Here is a 26,719-nt window from a genome sequence, read left to right as displayed (position 1 = left end):
AGTATTTAACTGGCTTTTCGTATTTTTGTTATATGGCGAGAATCCTGATTTTAGAAGACGATACAACATTTGCTCAATTACTTGAAGGTTTTTTAACTAAAAACAATTATGAGGTTACGCTCGTAACCCATGTAAAGCAATCTTTTAAACTTATAGAAAATCAGGAGTTTGATTTGCTTCTTATTGATTATCGCTTACCAGATGGCGTTGGTTTAGAAGTGATTACCCACACCAGAAACTTAGGGTTTCTGACCCCGATAATCATCATGACAAGTTTTAATGATGTAAGAACAGCTGTGAAATCTATGCAGATGGGCGCTTTCGACTACATTACCAAACCTGTAAACCCTGATGAACTTTTGATGGTTATAAAAAACTCGCTTACAAAAAAGCAGGATAAAGACAATAACCAAAAACCTGCTGAAAGCGATTTTATTAAAGGCAGAAGCGCAATTGCCGATAAATTGTATGAACATATTGCTTTGGTTGCACCAACGGATATGTCGGTAATTATTCAAGGTGAAAGCGGAACGGGAAAAGAATTTGCCGCCAGAACTTTACATCAGCAAAGTAAAAGAGCAAATAAACCATTTATTGCTATAGATTGTGGTGCATTATCGAAAGATTTGGCCGCAAGTGAATTATTCGGACATGTAAAAGGTGCTTTTACAGGCGCACTAAATGACAAAAAAGGTCAGTTTGAGGCTGCAGATGGCGGAACTTTATTTTTAGATGAAGTAGGAAATTTAAGTTACGAAGTACAAATAAAACTTCTGCGAGCCCTGCAAGAACGCGTTATACAACCGCTTGGCAGCACAAAGCAAATTCAGGTTGATGTTAGAATTATAACTGCAACCAATGATGATTTAGCAGGAAGCATGCAACAGGGTGAATTTAGAGAAGATTTATATCATCGCTTAAACGAATTTAAAATTCAGTTGCCTCCATTGCGTGATAGAGGCTCCGACCTTGAATTATTTATCAACCATTTTGTGCAACTATCAAACCGCAACTTAGGCAGGAATGTTAAAACCATATCTGCAGATGCAAAAAGCCTGCTCTTAAATTATGATTGGCCAGGAAACCTGCGTGAATTAAGTAATGTAATTAAGCGAATGGTTTTATTAACACAAGGTGATGTTGCGCAAGTAGAAGCCCTTCCAGATGAGATGATGATTTCTGTTCATCAGCAAACAGCGGTTGGAAATTCATCAGATTTAAAGGCGGTGAACGAACAAAACGAAAAAGCTTTGATAACAGAAACCCTAATCAGGGTTAGGCACAATAAATCAAAAGCTGCAAAAATTTTAAATATCGACAGGAAAACATTGTACGCCAAAATGGAGCGATACGGGATAGAATAATGTGGTAAGAACGGCGAAAATTATTTTGCTCCAGCGCATTCCATTTCTTCTATAACCGCGATTAAACCCTCCAGTTTTTGGAGTTGATTTAGAACTTCTTTAGAATTTCCATCTGTTAATCCAATCTCGGCAATATCTATTTCCAATTCGCGGAAAGCGGTTGCTAAAGTTTTAGCACCCATTTGGGCGGTTCGCCCGGCAAGGCGATGAACAATTAGCCTGCTTTTATCCTGATTATTATCTTTAATATATTGTGTAAGTTCTTTTGAATCGTTAACACAATCTAATTTAAACCTCGTTAATATTTTTTCCAGCATCTGCTGGTCGCCAAAAGTCATTTTCTCTATTGAAGAAAAATCAAACTCTATTGCATCAGTAACAATTTTAGTTTTATCAAAAATTGATAATAAATCTACCGCCTGGAAGGGTTTCATAATCAAACCATCAAATCCATCACCCAGAACCATTTCTCTTTCCTCTGGTAAAACCTGGGCTGTTATGGCGTAAAACTTAACTTCGGCTGGGAGTTTTTTCCTTAATAAATGGCACAATTCAATACCGCTCATTTCGGGCATTCGCATATCAATTAATACGTATTTTAAATCTGGGGCAACCTCTTCATGTAAAATATCAGCCACATGATTAAAGCTTTTATACGGAATTTTATTTTTACCGAAAATGAAACCACATAAATCAAGAATAAGCTTATCATCATCAATAATCCAAACCAAACCCGGGTTTACAATGGCATAATGTTCCAAATCTAATGCTTCATTTACCTTTTCATCAGTGTATTGGTAAGTTAAGTATATATTAAAGGTTGTACCCTTTGATGGTTTACTTTTTACATGAATTCTTCCGCCTTGCGCTTCGATTAAAGATTTTACTATTGGTAAGCCTAAGCCTGTTCCGGTTTGGTTAATAACATATTTTTCCGGCGATTCTATCTGCTCAAATTCGTTAAATATTTTGCTGATATCGCTCTCTTCAAAACCAATTCCGGTATCCTGTATGGTAAAATGAAAGTGTAAATCATCTCCTTGCCTTTTGCAGGCAACGGATAAATTTATCTCCCCTTTTAGGGTAAATTTGACGGCATTACCAATTAAATTAAACAGAATTTGTTTTAACCTGAAGGCATCACCTCTAACAAACTCAACACCAGTAATGTCTAAATTGGCATTAAGCAGCAACGATTTTTGCTCTGCTAATGGTCGCATCACAGAAATCACTTCGCTCAAAATTTTACGGATGTCAAAAACCTGGTTGTTAAAACTAAACTCTCCTGAAATAATTCTGTTGTAATCCAGCACTTCATTAACAATCTGCAGCAAATGAATAGAGGATTGATAGATAGCATCGATATCTTTCTTTTTAGGATTATCTTGATGTGCAATCAATTCTGCATAACCTAAAATAGACTGCAAAGGCGTCCTAATCTCATGACTCATATTAGAAAGGAAGCGTTGTTTTGCCTTTCCGTGGTATTCTGCCTCATCTTTCGCCTGCTCCAGCTCCTTTCTGTACCGATTGCTTTTAGTGATATCTGTTAAGATAAAATAAAGCAAAATAACCGTTAGCAAAAAGAAAGCAATGATAATTACGGTAATTTGGGTAATACCATCATTTACAACTTGCTTTGCCTGAATACCGTTTAAATCTATTTGTGCCACGGCCTGCCCTTCAACTTCTCTCAAAATTTGCAGCATTTGAGCCGTTAAGGCATTACTCGCATTAGATAATTCAGCTTCCCGTTTTAAAAATTTCTGGCTTTTCTGTCGCTGCTCAAGTTCGATATTTTTTAACGAACCCGTCATGCTTTTCATAATGCTGTCTTCAGCTTTCGCATTTAAAGTATCACGTTTTACTTTAAATTCTTCGTTTATAATTTTGTAAACATCAGATTTCTTTTTACCAAAAAGCTTGCTTAAAAAGCCTTTTGATTTTTGCGCCTCTTCGGGTGCAACGGTTGTGGTAGATGTAGTGGTTTCAGTTGTTAAAACTGCACTATCTGATTGTACAGACCTTTTTACCACTAAATCATTCAACTTTTTAACCTCTTCAGAAAAAGATTTTGTATTAACCAAAGTTTCTCTAACCTTGAGGTAGTCTACAAATTGTTTATCTCTGTCAGATAATAAATTTTTTATCGATTTAATTCTGGCCAGTTGCAAAGAATCTCCATCATATAAGCGCTTCAAGGTATCTAGCGTAGCCCTTAATTTTCTCGATTCCCTTAAAAAACTGTAATCGCCTTGCTTGTTAAAAGCTTCATCGCGTTGTAACTGATCTAGCCTGGCTATTTTGTGAGAAAGGTTATTTACCAGCCTAAGTTTATCATTTGGTGCAGAAATTTGCTCAACAGTGCTAAGCATACGCGTAAAGGCGAACTTACTGATACCCCAAGCCAAAAGCAAAGCAAAACAGGCAAATAAAAACCCAATAATTACCTTACTTTTTATTGCCCTTAAGAAACGCTTTTGAATAACGGCAGCCATTTAATAGAGATTTTGTTTATCATATAAAACGAATATTTATAGAAAAACACATGTAACCTATGTTAAACAAATAACATACCAAGGCAATGTAAAAAATTTGATTAATTTTAGTTAACCAAACAAAATGAATCGCATCGACAGACTTTTCGGTATCTTAACGCTACTTCAATCGAAGAAATACATCAGCGCAGAAAAAATTGCTGAACGCTTCAATATTAGCGTAAGAACTGTTTATCGAGATGTAAAAGCATTAGTTGAGCAGGGTATTCCGATTAGCTTTGAACAGCATAAAGGCTATTTTTTAGTGCAGGGGTACTTTTTACCTCCAGTTTCATTTAACACAGATGAAGCCAACGCATTACTATTGGTAGAAACTTTAGTAAATGGCTTTGCAGATAATTCCATTCGTTCGCATTATGCTACAGCATTAACAAAAGTAAAAGCCGTTTTAAAGAATGGTCAAAAAGAAAAACTTGAAACCATGAATCAGCATATAAAGCTGCAAACGCCAACCAGGCTACGCTTTAATTATGATTATCTTTCATTAATTCAGGTGGCAATTTCTGATAAACACATTATAGAAATAGACTATAAAAATATTAAAGATGAAGCAAGCAAAAGGATTGTTGAGCCAATCGGATTAATTTTTTATGCTTTCAGCTGGCATTTAATCGGCTGGTGCCATTTAAGAAATCAATACCGAGATTTTAATTTAACAAGAATCGTTTGCTTAAAAAACCTGCAAATTCCTTTTACTAAAGAAACTCACATGCCATTAAGCGATTATATGACGATGTTGCCAGTTGATTTTTGAGTTACAAGCTTTACAACTTTGTATGTGCATTTGGTAAAGCCTAAGTAGTGTTTCTTCGTTGTACTTTAAACCGGCCTAACATCCCGTACGTACGGGATTGGGAATACATTGTCAAAGCCAAACCACTAACTTTAATACAAAAACTGCGAAGCAATCATGAGTACCTAAAAAACATTAAACACAAATGAATAATTTTCAGCCGGCAATTTTGTTTCTTTTGTTGTCAAAAGAAAAATGCCCGTCTGGTTAAGACAAATTTAAATTTCTGCAAATCACTTAGAGTTTTATTGCCATCCATCTTTAATTTTTAGTCTTTAAAAAAATCTAAAATATATTTTTTACACTGCCATAGGGTTGTCACTCACCAGTATTTTCTTTGTCTAAACAAACCTCAAACAACATGAGCTTAGTCGACTTTTTACTACTGGATATTAACAAAGAAGAAAACTTAAACAAACAAAAAATGGAAATCATTAAAGCATTACTAAAAGAACTTGAAACTGAATTTAACACTTCAAAAATATTTATGGCCAGTGTACCTGCCGATAAATTCGATTGGGCACCACACGAAAAAAGCATGAAAATGAAATCCCTTGCAAGTCATGTTGCTGAATTACCAGAGTGGATTTCTTTAGCCCTTACAACTGATGGATTGGATTTCGCAACGGCACCTTACGAAGAGAAAAAAATTGAAAGTGCCGATGATTTAACTAAAATTTTAGAAGCAAGCTACAACGCAGGCAAAAAAGAATTAGAAAAAGCCAGCGAAGAAAGTTTAACTGAAAGATGGGTATTACGCAATGGCGAACAGATTTTATCAGATTCGACAAGGTATGAAATGATACGTATTGCTTTTAGCCAAACCGCTCACCACAGAGCACAATTAGGCGTTTATTTTAGGTTATTGGATATTCCGGTTCCAATGAGTTACGGACCAACGGCAGATTATCCTTCTTTCTAAATTTTTAACCACAGATGTACACAGATAAAAAGGATAAATACGGCTAATAAACCAAATCCGTGTTCATCCTTTTTATCTGTGGCTAAATTATTTTAAAAGATTGTCATGTCTTGATAACCTTAATTACACAATTTATTTCCGTAAAATTGCAGCATGAAAAACACTTCTGCAACCCGGTTAAATAAATTTATAAGCGAAAGCGGATTATGTTCTCGTCGCGAGGCGGATAGATTTATAGAACGTGGAAATGTTTTCATCAACGGCAAGCGAGCCAAAATTGGCGATCAGGTTTTAGCCGGAGATAGAGTAATGGTTAACGGGCACAACATCGAACCAAAAGAAGAAAGTAACTTTGTTCTTTTGGCATTTAATAAACCTGTTGGCATTACCAGTACAACCGAAAGCAGTGTTAGGGATAATATTGTAGATTACGTTAACTATAGCGAGCGTATTTTCCCAATCGGCAGGCTAGATAAAGATTCATCAGGATTAATTTTTTTAACCAATAATGGCGACATTGTAAATAAAATTCTTCGTGCAGGCAATAACCACGAAAAAGAATATGTAGTTACAGTGAATAAGCCAATTACCGAAGATTTTATTTTCGAAATGAGTAATGGCGTACCCATTTTGGGTGTAAATACCAGAAAATGTAAAGTACGGCAACTTACAACTTTCTCCTTCAATATCATTCTAATTCAGGGTTTAAACAGGCAAATTCGCAGAATGTGCGAGCATTTTGGTTATGAAGTAACCAAGCTGGAGCGTACCCGAATTATGAACATCAATTTGAAAGGCATCCCAACAGGAGAGTTTAGAGAATTTACGGAAGCGGAAATGGAAACGATGATGAAAAGTGTAGAAAAGTCTTCGTCAGAGGCCAAACCTAAACCTGCATCCAAACCTAAAAAACAAAACAACTCATGGGAGGAAATTCCAGAATTAAAGGAAGAACGAACAAAAAACTTTAAACCATCTAAGCCTGCTCAAAAATCGGGTGGTAAAAAACAATCTGCCCATTCGTCAGCTAAACCAGGTCAGAAAGGCCCAGGCTCAAACCGAAACTCACGCCCTGCAAAAGGTAAATCTTCTGCTAAAACCAACACGCGGCAAAGGGGCAGATAAACCAATAAATTGTAAAATTACCTGCTGATTTATAGTCTTTTAGGAATATACTTCATGCATAAAGCCTTTTTAAGTACCTTTGTGCTATTCTCAGCCAGAATTTAATATTTAAGCTATGGAAACATTAATTATGCACCCTGAAACCAAAGAGCAATTAGCTGCTTTGAAAGCAATCGCAAAAGCTTTGAAGGTTCCGTTTAAAAAAGAAGAGCGGGAACTAACAGAGCGTGAGAAAACGATAAATTTATACGGCATTGATATGGTTAATGCAATAGAAAAAGCAGAAGAGTCTATCAAAAAAGGCAATGTTAAAACGCTGGACCCAACGAAATCGTTATGGGAAAATATTCAATAGTTTTAGATAAATTAGCTGAAAAGAAAATTAAACTGCATCTTAAATCAGGAGATAAAGCATCAATTAAAAGAATAAATCAAATTTTCGAAGAACTTAAATCCCACCCATATAATGGGGTTGGAAACCCAGAGGCTTTGAAATACAATCTATCAAATTTTTGGTCGAGAAAAATAAACCAAAAAGATCGATTAATTTATAGAGTAGATGAAAACATAATCACCGTTTTCATTGTAGCCGCTACCGGTCACTATGGTGATAAATAAAATGTTAGAACAATTAATTAAAAAAATCGATATCCGATCCTTAAATCTGCTACAACTACAGCAACATTTAACGGCAATGCAACAACCTGCATTCAGGGCTAAGCAAATTTACCAGTGGTTGTGGGAGAAATCGGTTACCACATTTGATGACATGAGTAATCTTTCTAAAGATTTACGCAAAGCATTAAATGAAAGCTTCACCATAAATGCTGTTCAGGTTAATAATTCGCAGTTCAGCAACGATTATACGATAAAGAATACTTTTCGTTTAGCAGATGGAAACATCGTTGAAGGCGTTTTAATTCCGCTTGAAGACCGTATGACGGCTTGTGTAAGCTCTCAGGTGGGTTGTAGTTTAACTTGTAAATTTTGTGCAACAGGTTACATGGAACGCAAACGCAATTTAAATGCCGATGAAATTTACGATCAGGTTGTTCTAATTGATAAACAAGCTAAACAAAACTACAATAATCCACTTACAAATATCGTGTATATGGGTATGGGCGAACCCTTGCTTAACTATGCCAACGTACTAAAATCAATCGAACGCATAACCGCACCCGATGGTTTAAATATGAGTTATAAACGCATTACCGTTTCTACTGCCGGTATTGCCAAAATGATTAAAAAACTTGGTGATGATGGTGCGAAATTTAATCTGGCACTCTCATTACACGCGGCAAACGATAAAAAGCGTAACGAAATAATGCCTATTAACGAGGCCAATTCCTTACAATCTTTAGCCGAAGCTTTAAAATATTATTTCTCTAAAACCAAAAACCCCGTTACTTACGAGTACATCGTTTTTAACGATTTTAACGATGAAATTGCGGATGCTATGGAACTTGCGAAATTCTGCAAGCATATCCCCTGCAAGGTAAACCTTATCGAATATAATCCAATTTCATTTGCTGATTTTACAAATGCCGATGGAGATAAAATCGATGCCTTTTCCAACTATTTAAAAAGTCAGGGCATAAATACAAATATTCGCCGTAGCCGAGGCAAAGATATCGATGCTGCCTGCGGACAATTAGCCGTTAAGGAAGAAGCAAAAGCTTAATTTTTTTTGAAAAGCACAAACAGTTCAAAAATTATAGTGCTGTCCTGCTGTACATTTTAGTCCCGTTTTTTCGAAGAAAAACGGGCGCTGTCATTTCCATCAGGTTTAATTACAGCTGCAATTGCTACTATTTTGGGTTGCCAAAAGCCTAGAAATATATCATCACATCAATTTATCTAAAGAAACCTTATATTTAGTTAAATGATTAATAATGGAAGCACTCAAATTAAATAAATGGTGGCTAAGCCAATGGAGCTCTGATTTAATTGGCTTGTTGTTTCCTAACCTTTGCAATGCATGTGGTACATCGCTATTTCAAAACGAACACTTAATTTGCACACGCTGTTTTTATGATTTGCCTTACACAGATTATCATATCCACGATGAAAACCGTGTAGCCAAACAATTATGGGGCAGATTACCCATTCATGCTGCCATGGCAATGCTTTATTTTAGAAAAGGCGCAAAAGTTCAAAACCTAATCCATAGCTTAAAATACAATAATAAAACAGAAATAGGTGTTTTATTGGGCGGCATACTCGGTGAACGATTAAGTAGCAGTCCGCTTTATCAAAATATCGATTTAATTATTCCGGTTCCGTTACATCGAAAGAAACTTCGTATCCGCGGTTATAACCAGAGCTCATTTATTGCAGAAGGTGTGGCAGAAAAAATGAACATCCCTTTGGATGAAAAGATTTTAGTCAGAAATACATCAACAGAAAGCCAGACCAAAAAAAGTCGTTATAATAGATACGAAAACATGAAAGATGTTTTCGGAATTGCATATCAGGAGTTAATTAAAGGCAAGCATATTTTATTAATTGATGATGTAATTACCACAGGTGCTACTTTAGAAGCTTGTGCAAATACACTTTTAGAGAATGGTGCAGAAAAAGTGAGTATTGCGGCTTTAGCATTTGCAGAATAATTATATTTGAGTTATGCGTTCGGTTATATTATACAGTTTAATCTTTTTAATTTTTATTTCTTCTTGCAGAAAAGATGAACACATTACAACTGACCCGAATGCAAAACTAGCGCTATCCAGCGATGCTATATTATTCGACACCCTATTTACATCCATAGGTTCAATTACAAAAACCGTTAAAATAATAAACAGAAATAGCGAAGCAATTAATATCTCAGACATTGCACTTGCAGGTGGTAATGCTTCTTCTTTTAGCCTAAATATTAACGGCGAAAATACCAGTAGCAGAACCAACCTCAAAATTAATGGTCAGGATTCTTTAAATATTTTTATTAAAGTAAACATAAACCCCGATTCGAGAACAAACCCTTTCCTTATTCAGGATTCGATTATATTGCAGTCAAACGGAAACCGACAAGCCATTCAATTACTTGCTTACGGCCAAAATGCGGTTTTTATAAATAACGAAGTAATTAATAGAAGTACAGTCTGGAATAAAAACTTACCCTACATTATTAATGGTTCCATTACCATAAGTAGCAGTGGTATTTTAGAAATAAGACCGGGCACCAAAGTTTATTTCCATAAAGATGCTGTAATGAACGTTGATGGAAAATTATATGCAAGTGGTTCTGTAACCGAACCGATAATATTCTCTGGCGATAGATTAGAGGATATTTATGCTAACGAACCCGGACAATGGAAAGGCATTTATTTAAAACGTTCTGGCAGTAGCATAATAAATCATACCATCCTGAAAAATGCATCTGTGGGGATTTCATCAGATTCGCTATCTAACACGTCAGAACCCAAATTAATCGTCGTCAATTCCATTATTAAAAACATGCAGGTTGCGGCTTATATTGGTTACCACTCAGAATTATTGGCCTTTAACAATTTAATGTACAACTGCGGCAACTACATTATCTATGCCGTTGGAGGCGGCAATTACAACCTAAAACAAAATACATTTGCGGGTTTTAATCCTCGTTTCCCCAGAAAGAATGCAGCGCTAACTTTCTCAGATTACATATCGTTAACTTCTTACAATAAGCTGCAATTAAACCTCACTAATAATATTATATGGGGCAGCTTAAATAACGAATTAGACATTCAAAAAAAGACGAATGCTACGAGTGAAATCAGCCTGTTTAATAATTTAATAAAAAGCAGTAACCCGTATCCAAGCAATAATAACATTACAAATAGCGACCCATTGTTTACATCCGCAACAAAAGAAAATTTTGAATTATCTTTTGGCAGTCCGGCTGCATCAAAAGGTTTAAACCTATCAGCAGATAACTTCTACACAACTTATCTATCAAAAGATTTGAAAGGTGAAATAAGAATTTTCCCTTCATCTTTAGGTTGTTATGAAAAAAAATAAATTTTTCATATCTCTGAAAACAAATTTATTGCGACTGTGTTTATATTATCGAGAGCGTTAATTTAGATGGTAAGGGTCGATACTTCTTTTATAGAATATCGGCCCTTTACTTTTTTAGCTCCGGATTTTTTAGATTAAAGGATTATCAATACGATTTACCAAAATAATATCTATTGATTAAATCAGGAAGATTTTTTCAGTGCAATTATTTAAAACAAAAGCGCCTTACAAAATAATGTAAAGCGCTTTTTGCTTAAACCTTAAAAGGTTTTGTATTATTTGTAAAGTGGAAATGCACTTACCAATTTAATAACTTCGGCTTTCACTGTATTTAAATTAGCTTCATCTTCAGGATTTGTTAAAACCTGATCGATTAAATCAACAATTTTTTCCATCTCTGCTTCTTTTAAACCACGGGTTGTAATTGCAGCAGTACCTACACGAATACCTGAGGTAACAAATGGCGATTTATCATCAAAAGGAACCATGTTCTTATTTACCGTAATTTCCGCTTTTTCTAAAGCATTCTCGGCAAGTTTACCGGTAATGTTTTTATTTCTTAAGTCGATTAACATCAAGTGATTATCGGTTCCACCAGAAATAATTCCGTAACCTTTAGCAACAAAAGCTTTAGCCATTGCCTGTGCATTTGCAGCAACCTGTTTAATGTAAGTTCCATACTCATCACTTAAAGCTTCGCCAAAGGCAATTGCTTTTGCTGCAATAATATGTTCTAATGGACCACCTTGAGTACCCGGAAAAACAGCCATATCTAGCAAATTACTCATCATACGGGTTTCACCTTTTGGCGTTTTTAATCCCCATGGGTTTTCAAAATCTTTACCCATCATAATCATACCACCACGCGGGCCACGTAAAGTTTTGTGCGTAGTTGTGGTTACAATATGGCAATGCGGAAGCGGATTTGCCAATAAACCTTTAGCAATTAAACCTGCCGGATGTGATATATCTGCCAATACCAAAGCGCCAACTTTATCAGCTACAGCACGTATGAAAGCATAATCCCACTCACGTGAGTAAGCAGAAGCACCGCAAATAATTAATTTTGGCTTCTCCGCCAACGCAACCTCTTCGAGTTTTTTATAATCGATTAAGCCGGTTTCTTTATCAACACCATAAAAAAATGGTTGATATAACTTACCAGAAAAATTTACCGGAGAACCATGTGTTAAGTGACCGCCATGCGATAAATCGAAACCCAAAATTTTATCGCCAGGTTGAATAACCGCAAGCATTACCGCCGCGTTAGCCTGTGCACCTGAATGTGGCTGAACGTTAACCCATGCCGCTCCAAATAATTCTTTGGCTCTATCAATAGCAATTTGCTCAACAACATCAACAACCTGACAACCGCCATAATAGCGCTTTCCCGGTAAGCCTTCAGCATATTTATTGGTTAATACCGAGCCTGCAGCTTCCATAACCTGCTTGCTTACAAAGTTTTCTGATGCAATAAGCTCTAAACCGTGCTCCTGGCGGTTTAATTCCTTATCAATAAGTTCAAAGATTTGGTTATCACGTTTCATCCGTAAAATAGGTTTGTTATTTTTTTGGCAAAAGTACGCAATTACATGTTAAATATGGCTCAATTAAGCCATTGCTTTTACATTAAAATTATTAAAGCCGTTGCCTATGTTTATTTCAATGATTTGTTGTTGCAACATTTCTAAAATGGCAAGAAAATTATAAACAAAGTGAACCTTGTTTTCCGAGTTTTTGAGCACCATCGCAAAATCAATCTGTTTATTGATGTCTAAAAGATTGGCAATGAAATGCTTTTGATGCTCAATAGTATATGGATACTGAATCACCGTATGCTTTACCTCCTGGCTCCGCAAGTCGTACTTTTGCATGCTACGATGATAAACCATCAAAAGTTTATATAAATCCAGCGAAAGTAGTTCATCCTGATGGGCTGAAGATTCTGCGGCTATAGATAAATCATATTCAATATTTCCTCTTCGCTCTTGTTGCATCCTTAAATCTTCAAAGCGTTTTAATTCTTCAGAAACTGATTTAAATTGTTTGTAAGCAATTAGCCGGGCAATTAAATCCTGCTCAGGATTAACTTCATTACCCACATCATCAACTTCAATACGGGGAAGAAGCATTTTAGATTTTATGCGCATTAAAGTTGCCGCAACCAGAATAAATTCGCTGGCAAGCTCTACATTTAAAGCCAATAACTGATGTATGTAAGCAAGGAAATCGTTTGTAATTTTAGCAATTTCGATATCCTGAATATTAAGTTCATCACGTTCTATAAAAAACAGCAATAAATCGAAGGGACCTTCGAATACCGGTAGCTTTATTTCAAAATTTTCTGCATGCATCCTCAAACAAACATAATAAAATATCAAATCAGTATTTAATGCAGAATGTTAAATTATCAAAATCAACCCTTTACGTATTCAATTTTAACTTTTTTACATATAAACAACCTGTGTGTGTATTGCGCTTTTTTTTTCTAAAATATTAGCACAAAATTCACTTTCTTTGTATCTTGTTTTTTACCCAAAATATTAAATGCAAGTAAAAGCTGGCCCCCTATTATCTAAAATTAACTATCCTGCAGATTTAAAGCAGTTTAGCGAAGCTGACTTAGAGCAAATAAGCCAGGAATTACGTCAATACATTATTGATGTTGTGAGTGTGAATGGTGGCCATTTCGGCGCCAGCCTTGGTGTTGTCGAATTAACTGTTGCATTACACTATGCTTTAAATACGCCTTACGATAAGTTGGTATGGGACGTTGGTCATCAGGCTTATGGACATAAAATCTTAACAGGAAGACGCGATTTATTTCATACAAACCGTATCTATAAAGGAATTAGCGGGTTCCCTAAAATTAGCGAAAGTGAATATGACACCTTTGGTGTTGGTCACTCGTCAACATCTATATCTGCTGCATTAGGCATGGCTGTAGCTTCTCAAATTAGAGGCGAAGCCGATAGACAGCATGTAGCCGTTATTGGTGATGGCGCCATGACTGCAGGTTTGGCTTTTGAAGGTTTAAACCACGCTGGTATTGAGAATAGTAATGTTTTAGTTATTTTGAATGATAACTGCATGTCTATCGATCCGAATGTTGGTGCGTTAAAAGAATATTTAACAAGTATAACAACATCAAAATCTTATAATCGCTTTCGCGACGATATATCACACGTGCTCACAGGTTTATCAAAACTTGGCCCGAATGCACATAAGTATGTTAAAAAGATTGAGAAAAGCATAAAAGGCACTTTACTTAAGCAAAGCAACCTATTTGAAGCACTGAACTTTAGATATTTTGGTCCGGTTGATGGACATGATGTAAAGCGTTTAGCAGCGATTATCAAAGATTTAAAAGAAATTCCGGGTCCGAAATTACTGCATTGCGTTACTGTAAAAGGTAAAGGTTTTGCTTTAGCAGAAAAAGACCAGACTAAATGGCACGCACCAGGCCTTTTTGATAAAATTACGGGAGAAATAAAAAGGAGCATCCCGGATAAGCCTCAGCCACCAAAATATCAGGATGTTTTCGGGCATACAATGGTAGAATTGGCTGAAGCAAATGATAAAATTGTTGGGATAACACCTGCAATGCCTTCAGGCTCATCATTAAACATTATGATGAAAGCAATGCCAACAAGAGCTTTTGATGTCGGGATTGCAGAACAGCATGCCGTTACTTTTTCGGCAGGTTTGGCTGCACAAGGTTTAGTACCTTTTTGCAATATTTATTCGAGCTTTATGCAAAGGGCTTATGATCAGGTAATACATGATGTTGCCATCCAAAAGCTTAATGTTATTTTTTGTTTAGATAGAGCGGGTTTAGCTGGCGCTGATGGTGCAACACACCACGGTGCCTACGATATTTCATTTATGCGTTGTATACCAAATCTGGTCATATCATCGCCAATGAATGAAGAAGAATTGCGCAACCTAATGTTTACGGCACAACAAGAAAATGCCGGACCTTTCGTAATTCGTTATCCCCGTGGAAATGGTGTAATGCCTGATTGGAAACGACCATTTAAAGCATTAGAAATTGGTAAAGGTAGAAAAATTTGTGATGGGGAAGATGTTGCACTTTTAACGATTGGCCATGTAGGCAATTTTGCTGTTGAGGCTTGTACCGAACTAAACAGTGAAGGTTATTATCCTGCACATTACGATTTACGATTTGTTAAGCCTTTGGATGAGGAAATGCTTCACGAGGTTTTTGCTAAATATAAACATGTTATCACCATCGAAGATGGTTCTTTACAAGGTGGCGTAGGCTCGGCTATTTTAGAATTTATGGCTGATAATCAATATAGCGCTAGAGTTATCCGATTAGGTATTCCTGATGAATTTATTGAACACGGAGAACAACCAGAACTTTGGGCAGAATGTGGTTACGATAAAGCATCAATTATTAAAACGGTAAAAAGCGTTAGCGAAAAAAGAATAACCGATACGATGGTTGGCTAAAATTTATTTTCAATATAAACAAAAAGAGCCCCATCAAATTTAATTTGATGGGGCTCTTTTGTAACGTTTAGTATTCTAAAAATCTGTATAAAGATTTCTGAATGAGCTTCTTAAACCAATGGTAAGCATACCGGTATTATTTGAACCTAAATTATTGGTTTCCTTTCTATAAATACCACCTAACTCAAAACGTAAGTTATATTTAGGATTGATGATATAAGCAACTCTACCTTCGGCATAATATAAATCGGTTCTTAATCCTTGAGTCGTAAAATTACCCGTTTGTCTGATGGCTTCAGAATATGGAATACTCAAATCTTTACCATAATCTTGTCCGTTTAAGGATAAACCATATTTAGCATACATAAGCTGACCGGTAAAATCGAATCTTTTCCATGAGTAATTAGCCAAACCGATTACTTCTCTAAAGTTTGTACCTAAACGATGTGCCAAAGGCTCTGAATATGCTGTGTATGCAACAATTTGCGTGCGACCAGTGTAAGTATAAGGTTTAGAGGTATTGTACTCCAACAAGTAATTTAAGTTTTCAACTTTAAACAAATCACCACCTCTTATACCCAATTGCCAAGAATATTTATTACGAGGGCTTCCATTGCTCGAGAAGAAATTGCTGGCTTCAAATTCGTCTAATGAAAACTGACCGTAAGCCACTAGTTCTTTTGACAATTTATACTTTCCGGTTAATCCAATCATTGAATTATCCGGCGAACCACTTGAAGCCTCTACCGGGCGCAAAAAGATAATTGGATTTGCATAACCCCAGTCAAAACCTCTCTCATTGCCCAACTCATCGGTTTGGCCCCAAATAATAGAATCAAAGAAACCTATTGACAATCTATTGGTAACGTTCCAATCTAAATAATGAAAAACGCCACCCTTTTTACGGTTTCCAGCCTCATAAGATAACTTCCTTACATTAGGATCTTGTAAGGCCGCCCAAATTGCTGTGTACTGAACGCTTCCTAGGTTTCCCGTAAGTTTTAAGAATGGATATGGTGAAGATACGTCCGATAAAAGCATCGAACGATAACCATCGCCTACAAAGTTTTTATCGTAACCAGCAGTTACATTTAAATACTTTGATTGTGTATATGAAATCAATGCGGTAACATATGACCAATCTAAGGACATTTTACCAGCATTTGAGCCGTAATCCCTGTTGTAAGATTGGCCTGGCACAACATTTATACTTCTGGCATAATCAGTATAATATTTTGCAAACCTGCCCTGGTTTTCGAAACCGCTGGTGTAAAAAGAGAATTTTTTACCAATTGTACCGCCAATTTGATAACCACGAGTGTTTAACCAGGTATTTTGTTTTCCGGAGAAGTCTTTGCCAATTTGGAAATCAGGGAGGAAATCTGCATAAAATGTATATTCATCTTTTTGTATATCAATTAGATGTTCGTTAAATAACTTTCTAGCAACCCACGAGTGTCTTGTCGAATCAACCCCAACGCTTAGTAACTGTTTACCATGTTCAACCAATAAACTATCATCAATAAAAAATGGCTTTAAGCTGGTATGGAAACGAGTTTCGGGATTATAAACTTCGCGATTTAGTTTCTGATAGAACTGGAATGAGTATGGTTGGTAAAGTGACTGTGCATTTAATTTGCCTACTCCAAGGCATATTATTACGAATAGTATAAGTTTTTTCATCAACATTATTTTTAATAAAATTTACGCAAAGGACGTAAAATTAATTTGTTTTTAAAGTTCAAGGCTTATTTTTAGAAATATAGCAGGCTTTAATTAGCCTTTTTATGCCCAACTATAACCTGCCAAATGGTTAAGAAAGTAATTTTCAAATCAAGAAAAAGCGACCAGTTTTCGAGATACCAGATGTCCGCTTTAACACGTTCTTCCATAGAGCCGTCTTCGCGGGTTTCTCCTCTAAAGCCATTCACCTGAGCCCATCCTGTAATACCCGGAAGCAAAAAATGGCGAACCATAAACTGATCAATCATTTTAGAGTACTCGGCGGTATGTTGCAACATGTGAGGCCTTGGCCCTACTACAGACATTTCCCCAAATAAAACATTAAAAAATTGAGGCATTTCATCGATACTGTTTCTACGCATAAAAGCTCCTATTTTGGTAACCCTCGAATCTTGAGGGGTGGCCTGTTTGGTATCAGCTTCGCCGTTAACCTGCATGCTTCTAAACTTTAAACAGTAAAAAGACTGGTTGTCTTTACCAGATCTTAATTGCTTAAAAAACACCGGTCCTTTTGATTCTAACTTTATCAGTATGGCCATCAAAGGCACAAGCCAGCTCATAATAAAAACAACAATCAATAACGAAAAAATAACATCAAATAATCTCTTTAACACTTGATTGCTTAAAATTTCCAATGGCTCCGTACGTGGGCTAAGTACCGGCAAATGACCATACAACTGAACCATCACATTTTTTTTGAAGTAATCCTTAACATCAGGAACCAATTTAAAACGAATCATGGCTTTATCAGCCTGGCGCATTAGCGTATCGATTTTTGATAAGGCTCTATCCGGAAGGGCGCAATATATTTCATTAACATTACTTCCCTTTACATAACTTATGCATTCATCAACCTTACCAATTACATGATTTTGATTGAGCTTGGCAGGATCATCATCAAAAAAACCAATAACTTTATAACCGAGGTGTGTATTTTTTTCAAGATGGTTTTTTAAATCTAAGCCTAACGGCCCTGCACCTACAATAACAACCTTTTTATAATTAATAAGTTTAGCCCTGCTCGATCGCCTTAAAAGTAAAAAGACAATTTTACCTGCAATAAATAGCGGCCCGAAAAGAATACCGGCGTAAATAAGTAATTGTTTGGAAACACTAAAATCTCTTAAAAAAACAACGAGGCAAAATATAATGGCGCCGAAGAAAAGTAAACTCCATAAGGCTTGCTTTATGGTTGGAATAGCATCTTTAACAAACATATCTTGATAAAGACGCGTAATTTGAGTTACATTAAACCAAACGAAATTGATAAGTAGTATGTGCAGAAAATTTATCCCTCTCCCATCCGACATACCAAAAGTACCATAAGCAAGCACATATCCCAGATATCCTGAAAGGTTTACAAGAAGAAGATCTATAAGGATACTTATTGTCTTAAAATAAGTACTATTACTTTCAATCATTTATGAGGTAAAATTTTGCCAAATATAGCCCTGGTTTAAGAAACAGATTATTTGTTTGTTATAAAATCATCGCAATTGCTTTCAATAATTTAATCGCCTTACCTCAAAAAACAAGCCAAATTATCATAATCAGGCAAAACCATTATAATTGGGCATATTATGTTTATTTATTATAAATTTGCAAAACATCTTCCAAAAGTTTTGAAGCAAGTTCTAACAAATTTTATTAGTGGATTAAAAGAAACTAAAATTGTTTCCAATTTTTTGAATTTGAGCAGCATTCAGATCTCAAACACTTTACTAATACTGCTCATTTACCCTATTATTACCAGAATTGTAGGTATTGAAAACTTTGGTATGGTGATGTTAGCCAATACTTTTTCAGGCCTGTCTTCTATAATTATCAATTATGGCACAAACCAATCCGGTGTTAGAGATGTAGCCACTTACGCCAAAAATAAAATAGAATTAAATAAAGTTTTTAGCAATACAATGTGGATTAGAATCTTAATTTTTATTGGATATCTATTACTCCTTTTTATATTGCAATGGGCCCGGATAAAGTATTATTCTTTTATCATTCTATCCACACCGATAGTTTTGGCCGAAGTGCTAAATCCGCTATTCTTTTTCTTAGGTGCCGAAAAATTAAAAATTTATAACATTGCAAATTTAATCTCTAAAGTGTTCATTATTTTAGGGGTGATTATCTTTATAAGAGGCGCAGAAGACTCCGAATGGGTAAATTTTATTATTGGATTAGCAAGCACTGCCACTTATGCTATTCTGCTGTTGTTTTTAATAAAAAATTACCGACTTAACTTTCAACTACCTGATAAAAGTGGTATTTTAAAAATCACAAAAGACAATTTTTTTCTAACCATTAATAATATATCTGTTCACTTACAGCAATCGCTGATGGTTTTTGCCTTAGCCAAATGGGGTACGCCGTTGTGGTTGGGCGCATATTCACTATGTGATAAGGTGATAAGTTCATCAAGAATATTAATTATTTCTGTTTCAAATGCAATTTACCCTAAAGCAGCCCAAATTTTTGCAGAAAGCACCGACGCCTGGAAAATTTATAAAGGCAAGATGAGCAAGCTGATAGCTGCAATGTTTTTGCTACTATCGCTAACCTTATTTATTATGCCAGGCTTTATTGTTCACCTTCTATCTGGAGCGCATAACCAGGATGCCATTAATTTTTTAAGACTGATGGCTTTTGTTCCGTTTTTGGCGGCACTTAATGTGCTTAATGTATTGGATCTTTTGCTAAAGAATAATACTTTGGCCATATTCAGGATAGCGATTGTGTTGTTGGTCATCTCTGCAATAACATCATGGACATTGGTTACAAATGGCCTGCATAATTGGTTTGGGCTTTATACCGTGCTTATAGATGGCTGCGCACTAATTATGTACGAGTACGCAATCAAAAAATCTAATACGTTCAATGCCTAAATCCGTTGCTATACTATTATTAAACTGGAATACTCCGGAGCACACCATAAATTGTATATTATCGGTTAATAAATTCTGCAAGGCAGATGATTTTGATATAATCATTGCAGATAACGGCTCCACCGATGACTCTATCTCAATTTTAAAAATTAAGTTCCCCGAGCTTACCATAATAAACAATAAGGCTAACTTGGGTTTCGCCGAAGGCAATAATAAGTTGCTCGAATATAGCATACAAAATGGCTACAAATATTCGCTGGTACTAAATAATGATACCGAAGTTGATGAAGATTTTTTAAGTCCTTTAGTTAATCATTTAGAAAACAACCCTAAAACTGTTGCTGTGCAGCCAGCAATATATTACCTATACAAAAAAGATGAATTGTGGAATGGCGGCTCGTTTTTTAATCCATATTTAGGTTATACCTATTCAAAAAATCAAAAGGAGAGGCAAAGCCTAAAAACCCCTGAACAAGTTGAATGGCTAACCGGTTGCTGCTTGTTAATAAGAAACTCGGCCCTAAAACAATGTGGTTTATTCAATAGCAAATTCTTCCTTTATTACGAGGATGTTGATTTATCCTTCAGGTTAAGAGAAAATGGAGGGCTTTTAGACTATTTACCCACCACCAAAATCTACCATGAGGCCGGAGTTTCGGGGCAACAAAAAACTAAAACCAGTGAGGGCACTTTAAGCCCAATTATACACTTTTATACCAGCAGAAACAGGATTTGGTTTCTAAGACGTTATGCTAACCCATTTTTGTTACCACTTATATCTGTCCAAATAACTTTTTATAATGCTTTTTTATTAACTTATTTTATAATCCGAGGAAGAAAACAAAAAGCAAAATTTCTGATAAAAGGCTTTAAAGAAGGCTTTTTTACACCATTAAAGGAAATCTGGGTATGATAGCAATATTTCCGTTAGTTTATATTTTTGCATTTGTTTTAGCCATAAGCGATATTGTTAGGGGCAAAAAAGACGGATTTATACTATTTCTGATATTCGGACTGTCTATTTACACAACCGTTCTTTCTGTCACTTTCTCCTTAGGTTTTAAAAGTCTTATACCAATATTACAATCGCTTAAAGAAGTTTTTGTAATCCTTGTGCTGGGCATTAGCATCTTTAAGTTAAAAACAAAAATAAAACTCCATTATATTGATTATTTAATCATTGCATTTTTCATTTATACACTATTGTATGCTTTTTTACCTGTTGGCGAACAAGGATTTGGTGCTAAAATAATGGCCTTTAAAACATTATCCTTTTTCGTGCTGGTATATTTCTGTGGCAGATTATACAAGCCTGGAGAGATTTATATAAGTAAATATTTTCATTACATACTACTGCTTTCTATTGCGGCTGCAGCTGTTTTACTTACCGAGGTTATTACAGACCAGCATCTACAAACCCGAACAGGCTACGCTGATTATAATTTTTACCTCTTTAACTTTGAGCCGAGCGGTAATTATGGCTTAACCTGGACATTCGAATCTGAAGGTGGCTATAAAAGATTTGCCAGTTTTTTTGCTAACCCTTTAGAGTTTGCATCAGCAACTGTTATTGCACTGGCAGTATTAGCCGCACTTTACACTACAGATAAGTACAAATTAAAACTTGATAATTTTGGATACATAGCATTAGCAGCAACTCTATGCTGCATTATCTTTGCATTTTCACGTTCTGCATTTATAAGCTATTTCATTTTGCTTTATGTGTATTCTGTATTTACAAAAAAGAAATACATTTACCACACTGTGCATGTTGGAGCATTATTGGCCACAATTTATGTAATTTACCTGTTCGTTAAAGAACAAGACCAAAATGATGGGTTACAAATGGTAATTATGAATACCATCAATTTTAGTAACCCCTCTAGTGTCGGCCACGTAGTAGAGTGGATTGAAGGTGCTTTAGCGATTGCCTCCAGCCCATTAGGTTTGGGTTTAGGCTCTTCGGGTAGAATTGGTGGTTCGCTTGGTGAAAATGTGGGTGGGGAAAATCAATACATTATTATTGGAGTACAGGCGGGAATAATTGCCCTAATCCTATATTTAACAATTTATGTCTGCCTAATTAAAGAAAGCATAAAATGGTATTACCGTTTGGAAGGAAAAGAAAAGAAAATTTGTCTGGCAATACTTTTAATTAAAATTGGATTCATTATTCCATCCTTAACTTCAGAGATAGAAACATCATCTTATACATCGTATTTAATGTGGTTCCTGTCAGGATTATTCGTTAATATAATTTCTACAAAAGTGGCCATTCAAAATGAGCAACAAGAATTGCTTGATTAAAGAAAAAGGCAGAGTGTTAATATTATTCTTTAAGTTTGCCTTTAAAACCCAATAAAGGGTTTGGCCTATCTAAATATGATTAACATTACTTGTCCGCTTTGCCTAAACGATAAAACACAACTAAGTCCTGTGCGATTCGAAATTCAAGCAGCAGATGAGCGATACTTGATCAAAACTTGCCAAAAATGCGGTCATAATTTTACTTGGTTTAAACACGAGGTTGATATAGAAAGTTATTATGATGATAAAGATTATGCTGTACAAGACACCCGTAAAAGTATTTTTTATAAAATACAGCAATTTGAATATAATGCGGTTTTAAAAAAAATTCTGTCTTTCAAAAAAATTCCAGCAACACTTCTAGATTTTGGATCGGGCAAAGGACTCTTTTTACAATTTGCTAAAGAACAAGGTTTTGATGTTAAGGGTATAGAAAGCTCTGAACCAAGAGCAGATTATGCAAGAAAATATTTTGGTTTGCATATTAATACAGATTACTATAAATCGGGATCTGTTTTTAATAAAAAGTTCGATGTGCTCGCCATGTTTCATGTATTGGAACATATTCATCTTTCTGATAACCTTTTAGAGAATTTAATTCAGGATAACCTAAAAGATGATGGTCTTTTAATTATCGAAGTTCCAAATTTTAACAGTTGGCAATCTAAATGGGCAGGCAATAAATGGTTACATTTAGATGTACCCCGGCATATAAGCCATTTTACGCCATCCGTCTTAAACAATTTGATTGAGGAAAATGGTTTGGAAGTAAAGTCATCGGCATACTTTTCGCTACATTTAGGCATTATAGGAATGATTCAAACCATATTCAGCTGGTTTGGATATAATGGTTTTCTGATTGCAGATTTGAAAAGAAAAAAAACTCTTTCATTAATGTTGGCCTTACTTTTTGTTTTACCTTTTGCGATTTTACTGGAGTCCGTTTCCGCAGTCTTTAAAAGTGGTGGTATTATCCGTTATTATGCAGTAAAAAAAAATCATCTTAATAAATAATAAACGGTTAAATGCGAATTGCAATAATAGGTTCGAGGGGATATCCTTATGTGTACGGTGGATTTGAAACTTTTGTTAAAGAACTAAGTGAACGTTTAGTTAAGCAAGGTGTAGAAGTACATGTTTACTGCCAGAAAGATTTGTTTACCGCGCATCCTAAAGAAGTTAACGGGATTAGACTACACTATATACCAACTTTACCCCAAAAATCCTTAAATCAAATTATCCATTCATTTCTATCCATCATGCATGCAACATTTAGCAAAGCTGATGTTCTGCTCGTTGTAAACTTAGCCGCCGGACCAATGGGTTGGATACCTAAGATTGCTGGAAAAAAAACCATGATTAATGTGGATGGCTTGGAATGGTTAAGACCAAAGTGGAAGGGTTTAGGTGCTAAATACTTTTATTGGGCAGCAAAGTTAGCTACAAAACTATACGATAAAGTAATTACGGATGCCGAAGCCATGCGACAAGTTTATCTGAAAGAATTTAAAACAGATTCTACGGTTATTGCCTATGGCGCACCTGTTTTTAAGCCAGCTTCAGAAACTGGATTACAGCGATTGGGCTTGGAAAAAGAAGACTATTATCTTATTGTTGGGCGATTGATTCCCGATAACAATGCCGATTTGATAATCAAAGGATTTTTAAATTCTAAATCTCAAAAAAAACTGGTGGTAGTCGGCGATGTACCTTACAGTGATAAATATGCATCTGATTTGAAATCAATGCAAAATGAAAGGTTAATTTTTACCGGTTATATTAAAGATCAGCAGGAACTAATGGCTATGTACCAACATGCTTTTGCTTACATCCATGGTCATAAATTTGGTGGCACAAACCCTGCAATGTTAAAAGCGATGGTTAATAATTGTGCCATATTAGCTTTAAATACTGTCTTTAATCAGGAGATGCTAAATAATGGAGCATTTGGATTGTTTTTTGATGAAAATGAAAAGGCAGTTTCAGTTGCGCTCGAAAGTTTAGAAAACGCACCGGAAAAAGTTAAAGCACTGAAAAACTTAGTAAGTACAGGTTTAACTGATAAATATAATTGGGATAAGATAACAATAGCATACAAAGAGGAGATGTTAAAACTATTAAACGTTTAATAGCGAATGGAAAAGACAATTGTTGTTGGTATAGATATAAGGGATTTAAAAATTGCCAAAACCGGAACAAAAACTTATCTGGAAGAAATTTGCAGGGCTTTTAAAAAGGAAAGACCTGGAATTAAATTTTATTTTTTTGACACCATATTACCTGTTTACATTGGGAAAAACAAAATACTAAAAATTGCAGAGCATTTGCGGTTCTTTATCTGGAAACAAGTACTACTTCCAGTATTAGCATTATCTAAAGGCTGTGATATAATTTTCTGTACTGATTTCTTTGTGCCATATCTAAATTTAGGTTATAAAACAATTCCTGTTTTTCATGATGCCTTTTTCTGGGAATACCCGGAACACTACAATAAATTGTGGCTTAAAATATTTCATAAATTTGGAGTACAAGCTGCAAGAAAATCTGCCTATGTTATTGCGCCAACCGAATATGCAAAAGATAGAATTGCGCATTATTCTGGCTTACCAGTTAATAAAATAATAAGTATTCCGGAGGCACCAAAAACACTTCTTTCAACACCCTCCTTATCAACAGGAACCCTAAAATTGAAAACCTCGAAATACTTCTTACATATTGGTACTTTCGAGAAAAGAAAAAATCTTTATTGTTTAGTGGAGGCCCTTCACCTTCTACACCAGCAAGGTTTCACAGATTTTTCATTGGTTTTATGCGGACAAATCAGCCCCAAGAATGATATGGATGGCAGCAGAAAACTATATGAAGCGATTAATGCATACAACCTGACAGATTATGTTATCATGCCCGGTTATGTGAGCGATATAGATTTATCATGGTATTACCAAAACGCTGAATTATATCTCTTCCCGTCTGTTAATGAAGGGTTTGGCCTTCCAATTTTAGAGGCCTTCCAAAATAAACTACCCGTTTTGGTTGCAAACAATACTTGTTTACCAGAAGTTGGAGGAGAAGCTGTCGTAACATTCAATCCTTTTGACGCTTCTGATTTGGCAGATAAGATAATTCCTATCATTACCAGTAAAGTAAGAAGATTAGCGCTTATAGAAATGGGAAATGAAAGGTTAAAAAACTTTTCGTGGGAAAGAACAGCCAATGAATTAATTGAAGTGTTTAAAAAGGCTGCACAATATTAATATTGCACAACTTATAAATTTCCTTCCTTTAAAAATGTACTTTTGTAGTTTTGATACAACATCCATAACATCAAACCTATTTTTACAAATTGAATTCGAATACGCATAAAATAAATCTAATAATCAACTGATGAATATACTTATTTTAGGTGCTTCATCAGATTTATATGGTGGGAGCAAAATACTTTCAATCGTTGCTAAAATCTTAGTCGAGGGTAAGCACAGGCCCATTGTGGTGATTTCTGAAACCGGCGAACTGGTAGATAAGCTGAATAAATTAGATGTTGAAGTAAGAATTATTCGGCTAGGTATTTTAAGAAGAAAGTACCTTTCCATCCCCGGAATATTAAACCGGATAAATGTTACAGGAAAGGCATGGCGATTATTGGGTAAGTTAATCGATGATGAAAAAATTAACATTGTTTACTCAAACACCACAGGAGTTTTAATTGGTGCTTTTTTAGCCAGAAGGAAGAAAATCAAGCATATTTGGCATATTCACGAAATTATAACTAAGCCTAAAATCTTTACTAAGGTTTTAAGTTTTCTGGTTGGTCAATACAGCGACAACATCATTGTCGTATCTGATGCAGTAAAAAATCATTGGAAAAAATACATTCAGCAAAAACCCATTACCCGGATTTATAATGGTATTGATACAAGTATCTACGGCAAATCTGATGGCCTGCTAAGACAAGAGCTAAACCTGAATCAAAGCGATATATTAATTGGCATGATTGGAAGGGTTAACCATTGGAAAGGACAGGATTACTTTATTGACATTGCTAAACTTATCCTTGAAAAACAACCTGACATAAAATTTATTATTGCCGGAGATGCTTATCCGGGGAATGAACATTTAGTAGATAAACTGATCAATCGTATTAAAAATGAGCAACTAACAGCATCCATTCATTATATCGGCTACCGAACAGATATACCCAATATTTTAAGTTCAATTGATATTTTTGTTTTACCATCTACTTCACCAGATCCATTTCCAACCGTAATTTTAGAAGCAATGGCAAGTTCTAAGCCTGTTGTAGCAACTAAACATGGTGGCGCCTGCGAAATGATTGCTGATGAGATAACCGGACTGCTTATTCCATTTGATGATGCCAAAGTATCTTCGGGTAAAATTTTAGAATTGATTGGCGATAAAACTCGGATTAATGAAATGGGCAGATTGGCTAAAATTAGAATTGATGCACATTTCTCATTAGATAGTTTTAGAAAATCAATTTTAAACATATTTAAAGCCACTTTTTAACAGAAATTACAAAAGGATTTCAA

22 protein-coding genes are annotated in these 26,719 nt (G+C 35.3%); 17 read left to right on the top strand and 5 right to left on the bottom strand.

The features are described from left to right. The first annotated feature begins 32 nt into the window (after positions 1-32). Positions 33-1,364: a sigma-54 dependent transcriptional regulator gene (locus tag LUA90_RS07025; protein ID WP_231458874.1), complete on the top strand. Its 1,332-nt coding sequence runs from the start codon at positions 33-35 to the stop codon at positions 1,362-1,364. 20 nt (positions 1,365-1,384) lie between these two features. Here the strand turns inward: LUA90_RS07025 and LUA90_RS07020 are convergent, their stop codons facing one another. Beyond that, positions 1,385-3,862 carry an ATP-binding protein gene (locus LUA90_RS07020; protein WP_231458873.1) on the bottom strand — a complete coding sequence of 826 codons (2,478 nt, stop codon included), beginning with the start codon at positions 3,860-3,862 and terminating at the stop codon, positions 1,385-1,387. Positions 3,863-3,986: 124 nt separating this feature from the next. Between LUA90_RS07020 and LUA90_RS07015 the strand changes: the two genes are divergently transcribed. The 8 genes from LUA90_RS07015 (at position 3,987) to LUA90_RS06980 (ending at position 10,761) form a co-directional block, all read left to right on the top strand. Continuing rightward, a complete protein-coding gene (locus tag LUA90_RS07015) occupies positions 3,987-4,676 on the top strand; it encodes a YafY family protein (RefSeq protein WP_231458872.1) in 690 nt (229 codons plus the stop codon). Positions 4,677-5,076: 400 nt separating this feature from the next. After that, the gene (locus LUA90_RS07010; protein WP_231458871.1) at positions 5,077-5,637 is read left to right on the top strand and encodes a DinB family protein; all 561 of its coding nucleotides are present in this window, start codon (positions 5,077-5,079) and stop codon (positions 5,635-5,637) included. 153 nt (positions 5,638-5,790) lie between these two features. Beyond that, positions 5,791-6,762: a 23S rRNA pseudouridine(2604) synthase RluF gene (rluF, locus tag LUA90_RS07005; protein WP_231458870.1), complete on the top strand. Its 972-nt coding sequence runs from the start codon at positions 5,791-5,793 to the stop codon at positions 6,760-6,762. Between the two features lie 115 nt (positions 6,763-6,877). Next, complete coding sequence (locus LUA90_RS07000; protein WP_231458869.1) at positions 6,878-7,117, top strand: DUF2683 family protein; 240 nt, start codon at positions 6,878-6,880, stop codon at positions 7,115-7,117. Further along, entirely contained in the window at positions 7,099-7,380 is a 282-nt protein-coding gene (locus tag LUA90_RS06995) for a Txe/YoeB family addiction module toxin (RefSeq protein ID WP_231458868.1), read from the top strand. The genes LUA90_RS07000 and LUA90_RS06995 overlap by 19 nt, the downstream gene beginning before the upstream one ends. A gap of 1 nt (position 7,381) precedes the next feature. Then, positions 7,382-8,443, top strand: coding sequence for a 23S rRNA (adenine(2503)-C(2))-methyltransferase RlmN (gene rlmN / locus LUA90_RS06990; protein WP_231458867.1), 1,062 nt, complete (start codon positions 7,382-7,384; stop codon positions 8,441-8,443). A gap of 211 nt (positions 8,444-8,654) precedes the next feature. Then, positions 8,655-9,374: a ComF family protein gene (locus LUA90_RS06985; protein ID WP_231458866.1), complete on the top strand. Its 720-nt coding sequence runs from the start codon at positions 8,655-8,657 to the stop codon at positions 9,372-9,374. Between the two features lie 13 nt (positions 9,375-9,387). Further along, positions 9,388-10,761, top strand: a complete 1,374-nt coding sequence (locus LUA90_RS06980; RefSeq protein WP_231458865.1) for a hypothetical protein — start codon at positions 9,388-9,390, stop codon at positions 10,759-10,761. A gap of 275 nt (positions 10,762-11,036) precedes the next feature. Here LUA90_RS06980 and glyA read toward each other — a convergent pair whose 3' ends face one another. Together glyA and LUA90_RS06970 are read right to left on the bottom strand one after the other, a co-directional pair. After that, positions 11,037-12,308, bottom strand: a complete 1,272-nt coding sequence (gene glyA, locus LUA90_RS06975) for a serine hydroxymethyltransferase (protein ID WP_231458864.1) — start codon at positions 12,306-12,308, stop codon at positions 11,037-11,039. 63 nt (positions 12,309-12,371) lie between these two features. Then, a complete protein-coding gene (locus tag LUA90_RS06970) occupies positions 12,372-13,115 on the bottom strand; it encodes a ScpA family protein (protein WP_231458863.1) in 744 nt (247 codons plus the stop codon). Between the two features lie 193 nt (positions 13,116-13,308). Between LUA90_RS06970 and dxs the strand changes: the two genes are divergently transcribed. Continuing rightward, positions 13,309-15,237: a 1-deoxy-D-xylulose-5-phosphate synthase gene (gene dxs / locus LUA90_RS06965; RefSeq protein WP_231458862.1), complete on the top strand. Its 1,929-nt coding sequence runs from the start codon at positions 13,309-13,311 to the stop codon at positions 15,235-15,237. Between the two features lie 75 nt (positions 15,238-15,312). Here dxs and LUA90_RS06960 read toward each other — a convergent pair whose 3' ends face one another. Continuing rightward, a complete protein-coding gene (locus LUA90_RS06960) occupies positions 15,313-16,920 on the bottom strand; it encodes a gliding motility protein RemB (protein WP_231458861.1) in 1,608 nt (535 codons plus the stop codon). 89 nt (positions 16,921-17,009) lie between these two features. Beyond that, entirely contained in the window at positions 17,010-18,401 is a 1,392-nt protein-coding gene (locus tag LUA90_RS06955; RefSeq protein WP_231458860.1) for an undecaprenyl-phosphate glucose phosphotransferase, read from the bottom strand. A 201-nt stretch (positions 18,402-18,602) separates the two neighbouring features. Between LUA90_RS06955 and LUA90_RS06950 the strand changes: the two genes are divergently transcribed. The 7 genes from LUA90_RS06950 (at position 18,603) to LUA90_RS06920 (ending at position 26,696) form a co-directional block, all read left to right on the top strand. Continuing rightward, on the top strand, positions 18,603-19,865 hold the full coding sequence (locus tag LUA90_RS06950; protein WP_231458859.1) for an oligosaccharide flippase family protein: 1,263 nt from the start codon (positions 18,603-18,605) through the stop codon (positions 19,863-19,865). After that, complete coding sequence (locus LUA90_RS06945) at positions 19,858-20,778, top strand: glycosyltransferase family 2 protein (RefSeq protein WP_231458858.1); 921 nt, start codon at positions 19,858-19,860, stop codon at positions 20,776-20,778. The genes LUA90_RS06950 and LUA90_RS06945 overlap by 8 nt, the downstream gene beginning before the upstream one ends. Continuing rightward, positions 20,775-22,172 (top strand): O-antigen ligase, encoded by a 1,398-nt coding sequence (locus LUA90_RS06940; protein WP_231458857.1) that lies wholly within the window; start codon positions 20,775-20,777, stop codon positions 22,170-22,172. The genes LUA90_RS06945 and LUA90_RS06940 overlap by 4 nt, the downstream gene beginning before the upstream one ends. A 75-nt stretch (positions 22,173-22,247) precedes the next feature. Further along, positions 22,248-23,186 (top strand): class I SAM-dependent methyltransferase, encoded by a 939-nt coding sequence (locus LUA90_RS06935; protein ID WP_231458856.1) that lies wholly within the window; start codon positions 22,248-22,250, stop codon positions 23,184-23,186. An 11-nt stretch (positions 23,187-23,197) separates the two neighbouring features. Next, positions 23,198-24,301 carry a DUF1972 domain-containing protein gene (locus LUA90_RS06930; protein ID WP_231458855.1) on the top strand — a complete coding sequence of 368 codons (1,104 nt, stop codon included), beginning with the start codon at positions 23,198-23,200 and terminating at the stop codon, positions 24,299-24,301. 6 nt (positions 24,302-24,307) lie between these two features. After that, entirely contained in the window at positions 24,308-25,426 is a 1,119-nt protein-coding gene (locus LUA90_RS06925) for a glycosyltransferase family 1 protein (RefSeq protein WP_231490664.1), read from the top strand. Positions 25,427-25,556: 130 nt separating this feature from the next. After that, positions 25,557-26,696 carry a glycosyltransferase family 4 protein gene (locus tag LUA90_RS06920; protein ID WP_231458853.1) on the top strand — a complete coding sequence of 380 codons (1,140 nt, stop codon included), beginning with the start codon at positions 25,557-25,559 and terminating at the stop codon, positions 26,694-26,696. The last annotated feature ends 23 nt before the right edge of the window (positions 26,697-26,719 follow it).

It is taken from the genome of Pedobacter sp. Leaf170 (assembly GCF_920984665.1).
Classification (GTDB): Bacteria; Bacteroidota; Bacteroidia; order Sphingobacteriales; family Sphingobacteriaceae; genus Pedobacter.
Note: the sequence above shows the minus strand (reverse complement) of the source record. Positions and strands in the feature narration are given on the sequence as shown.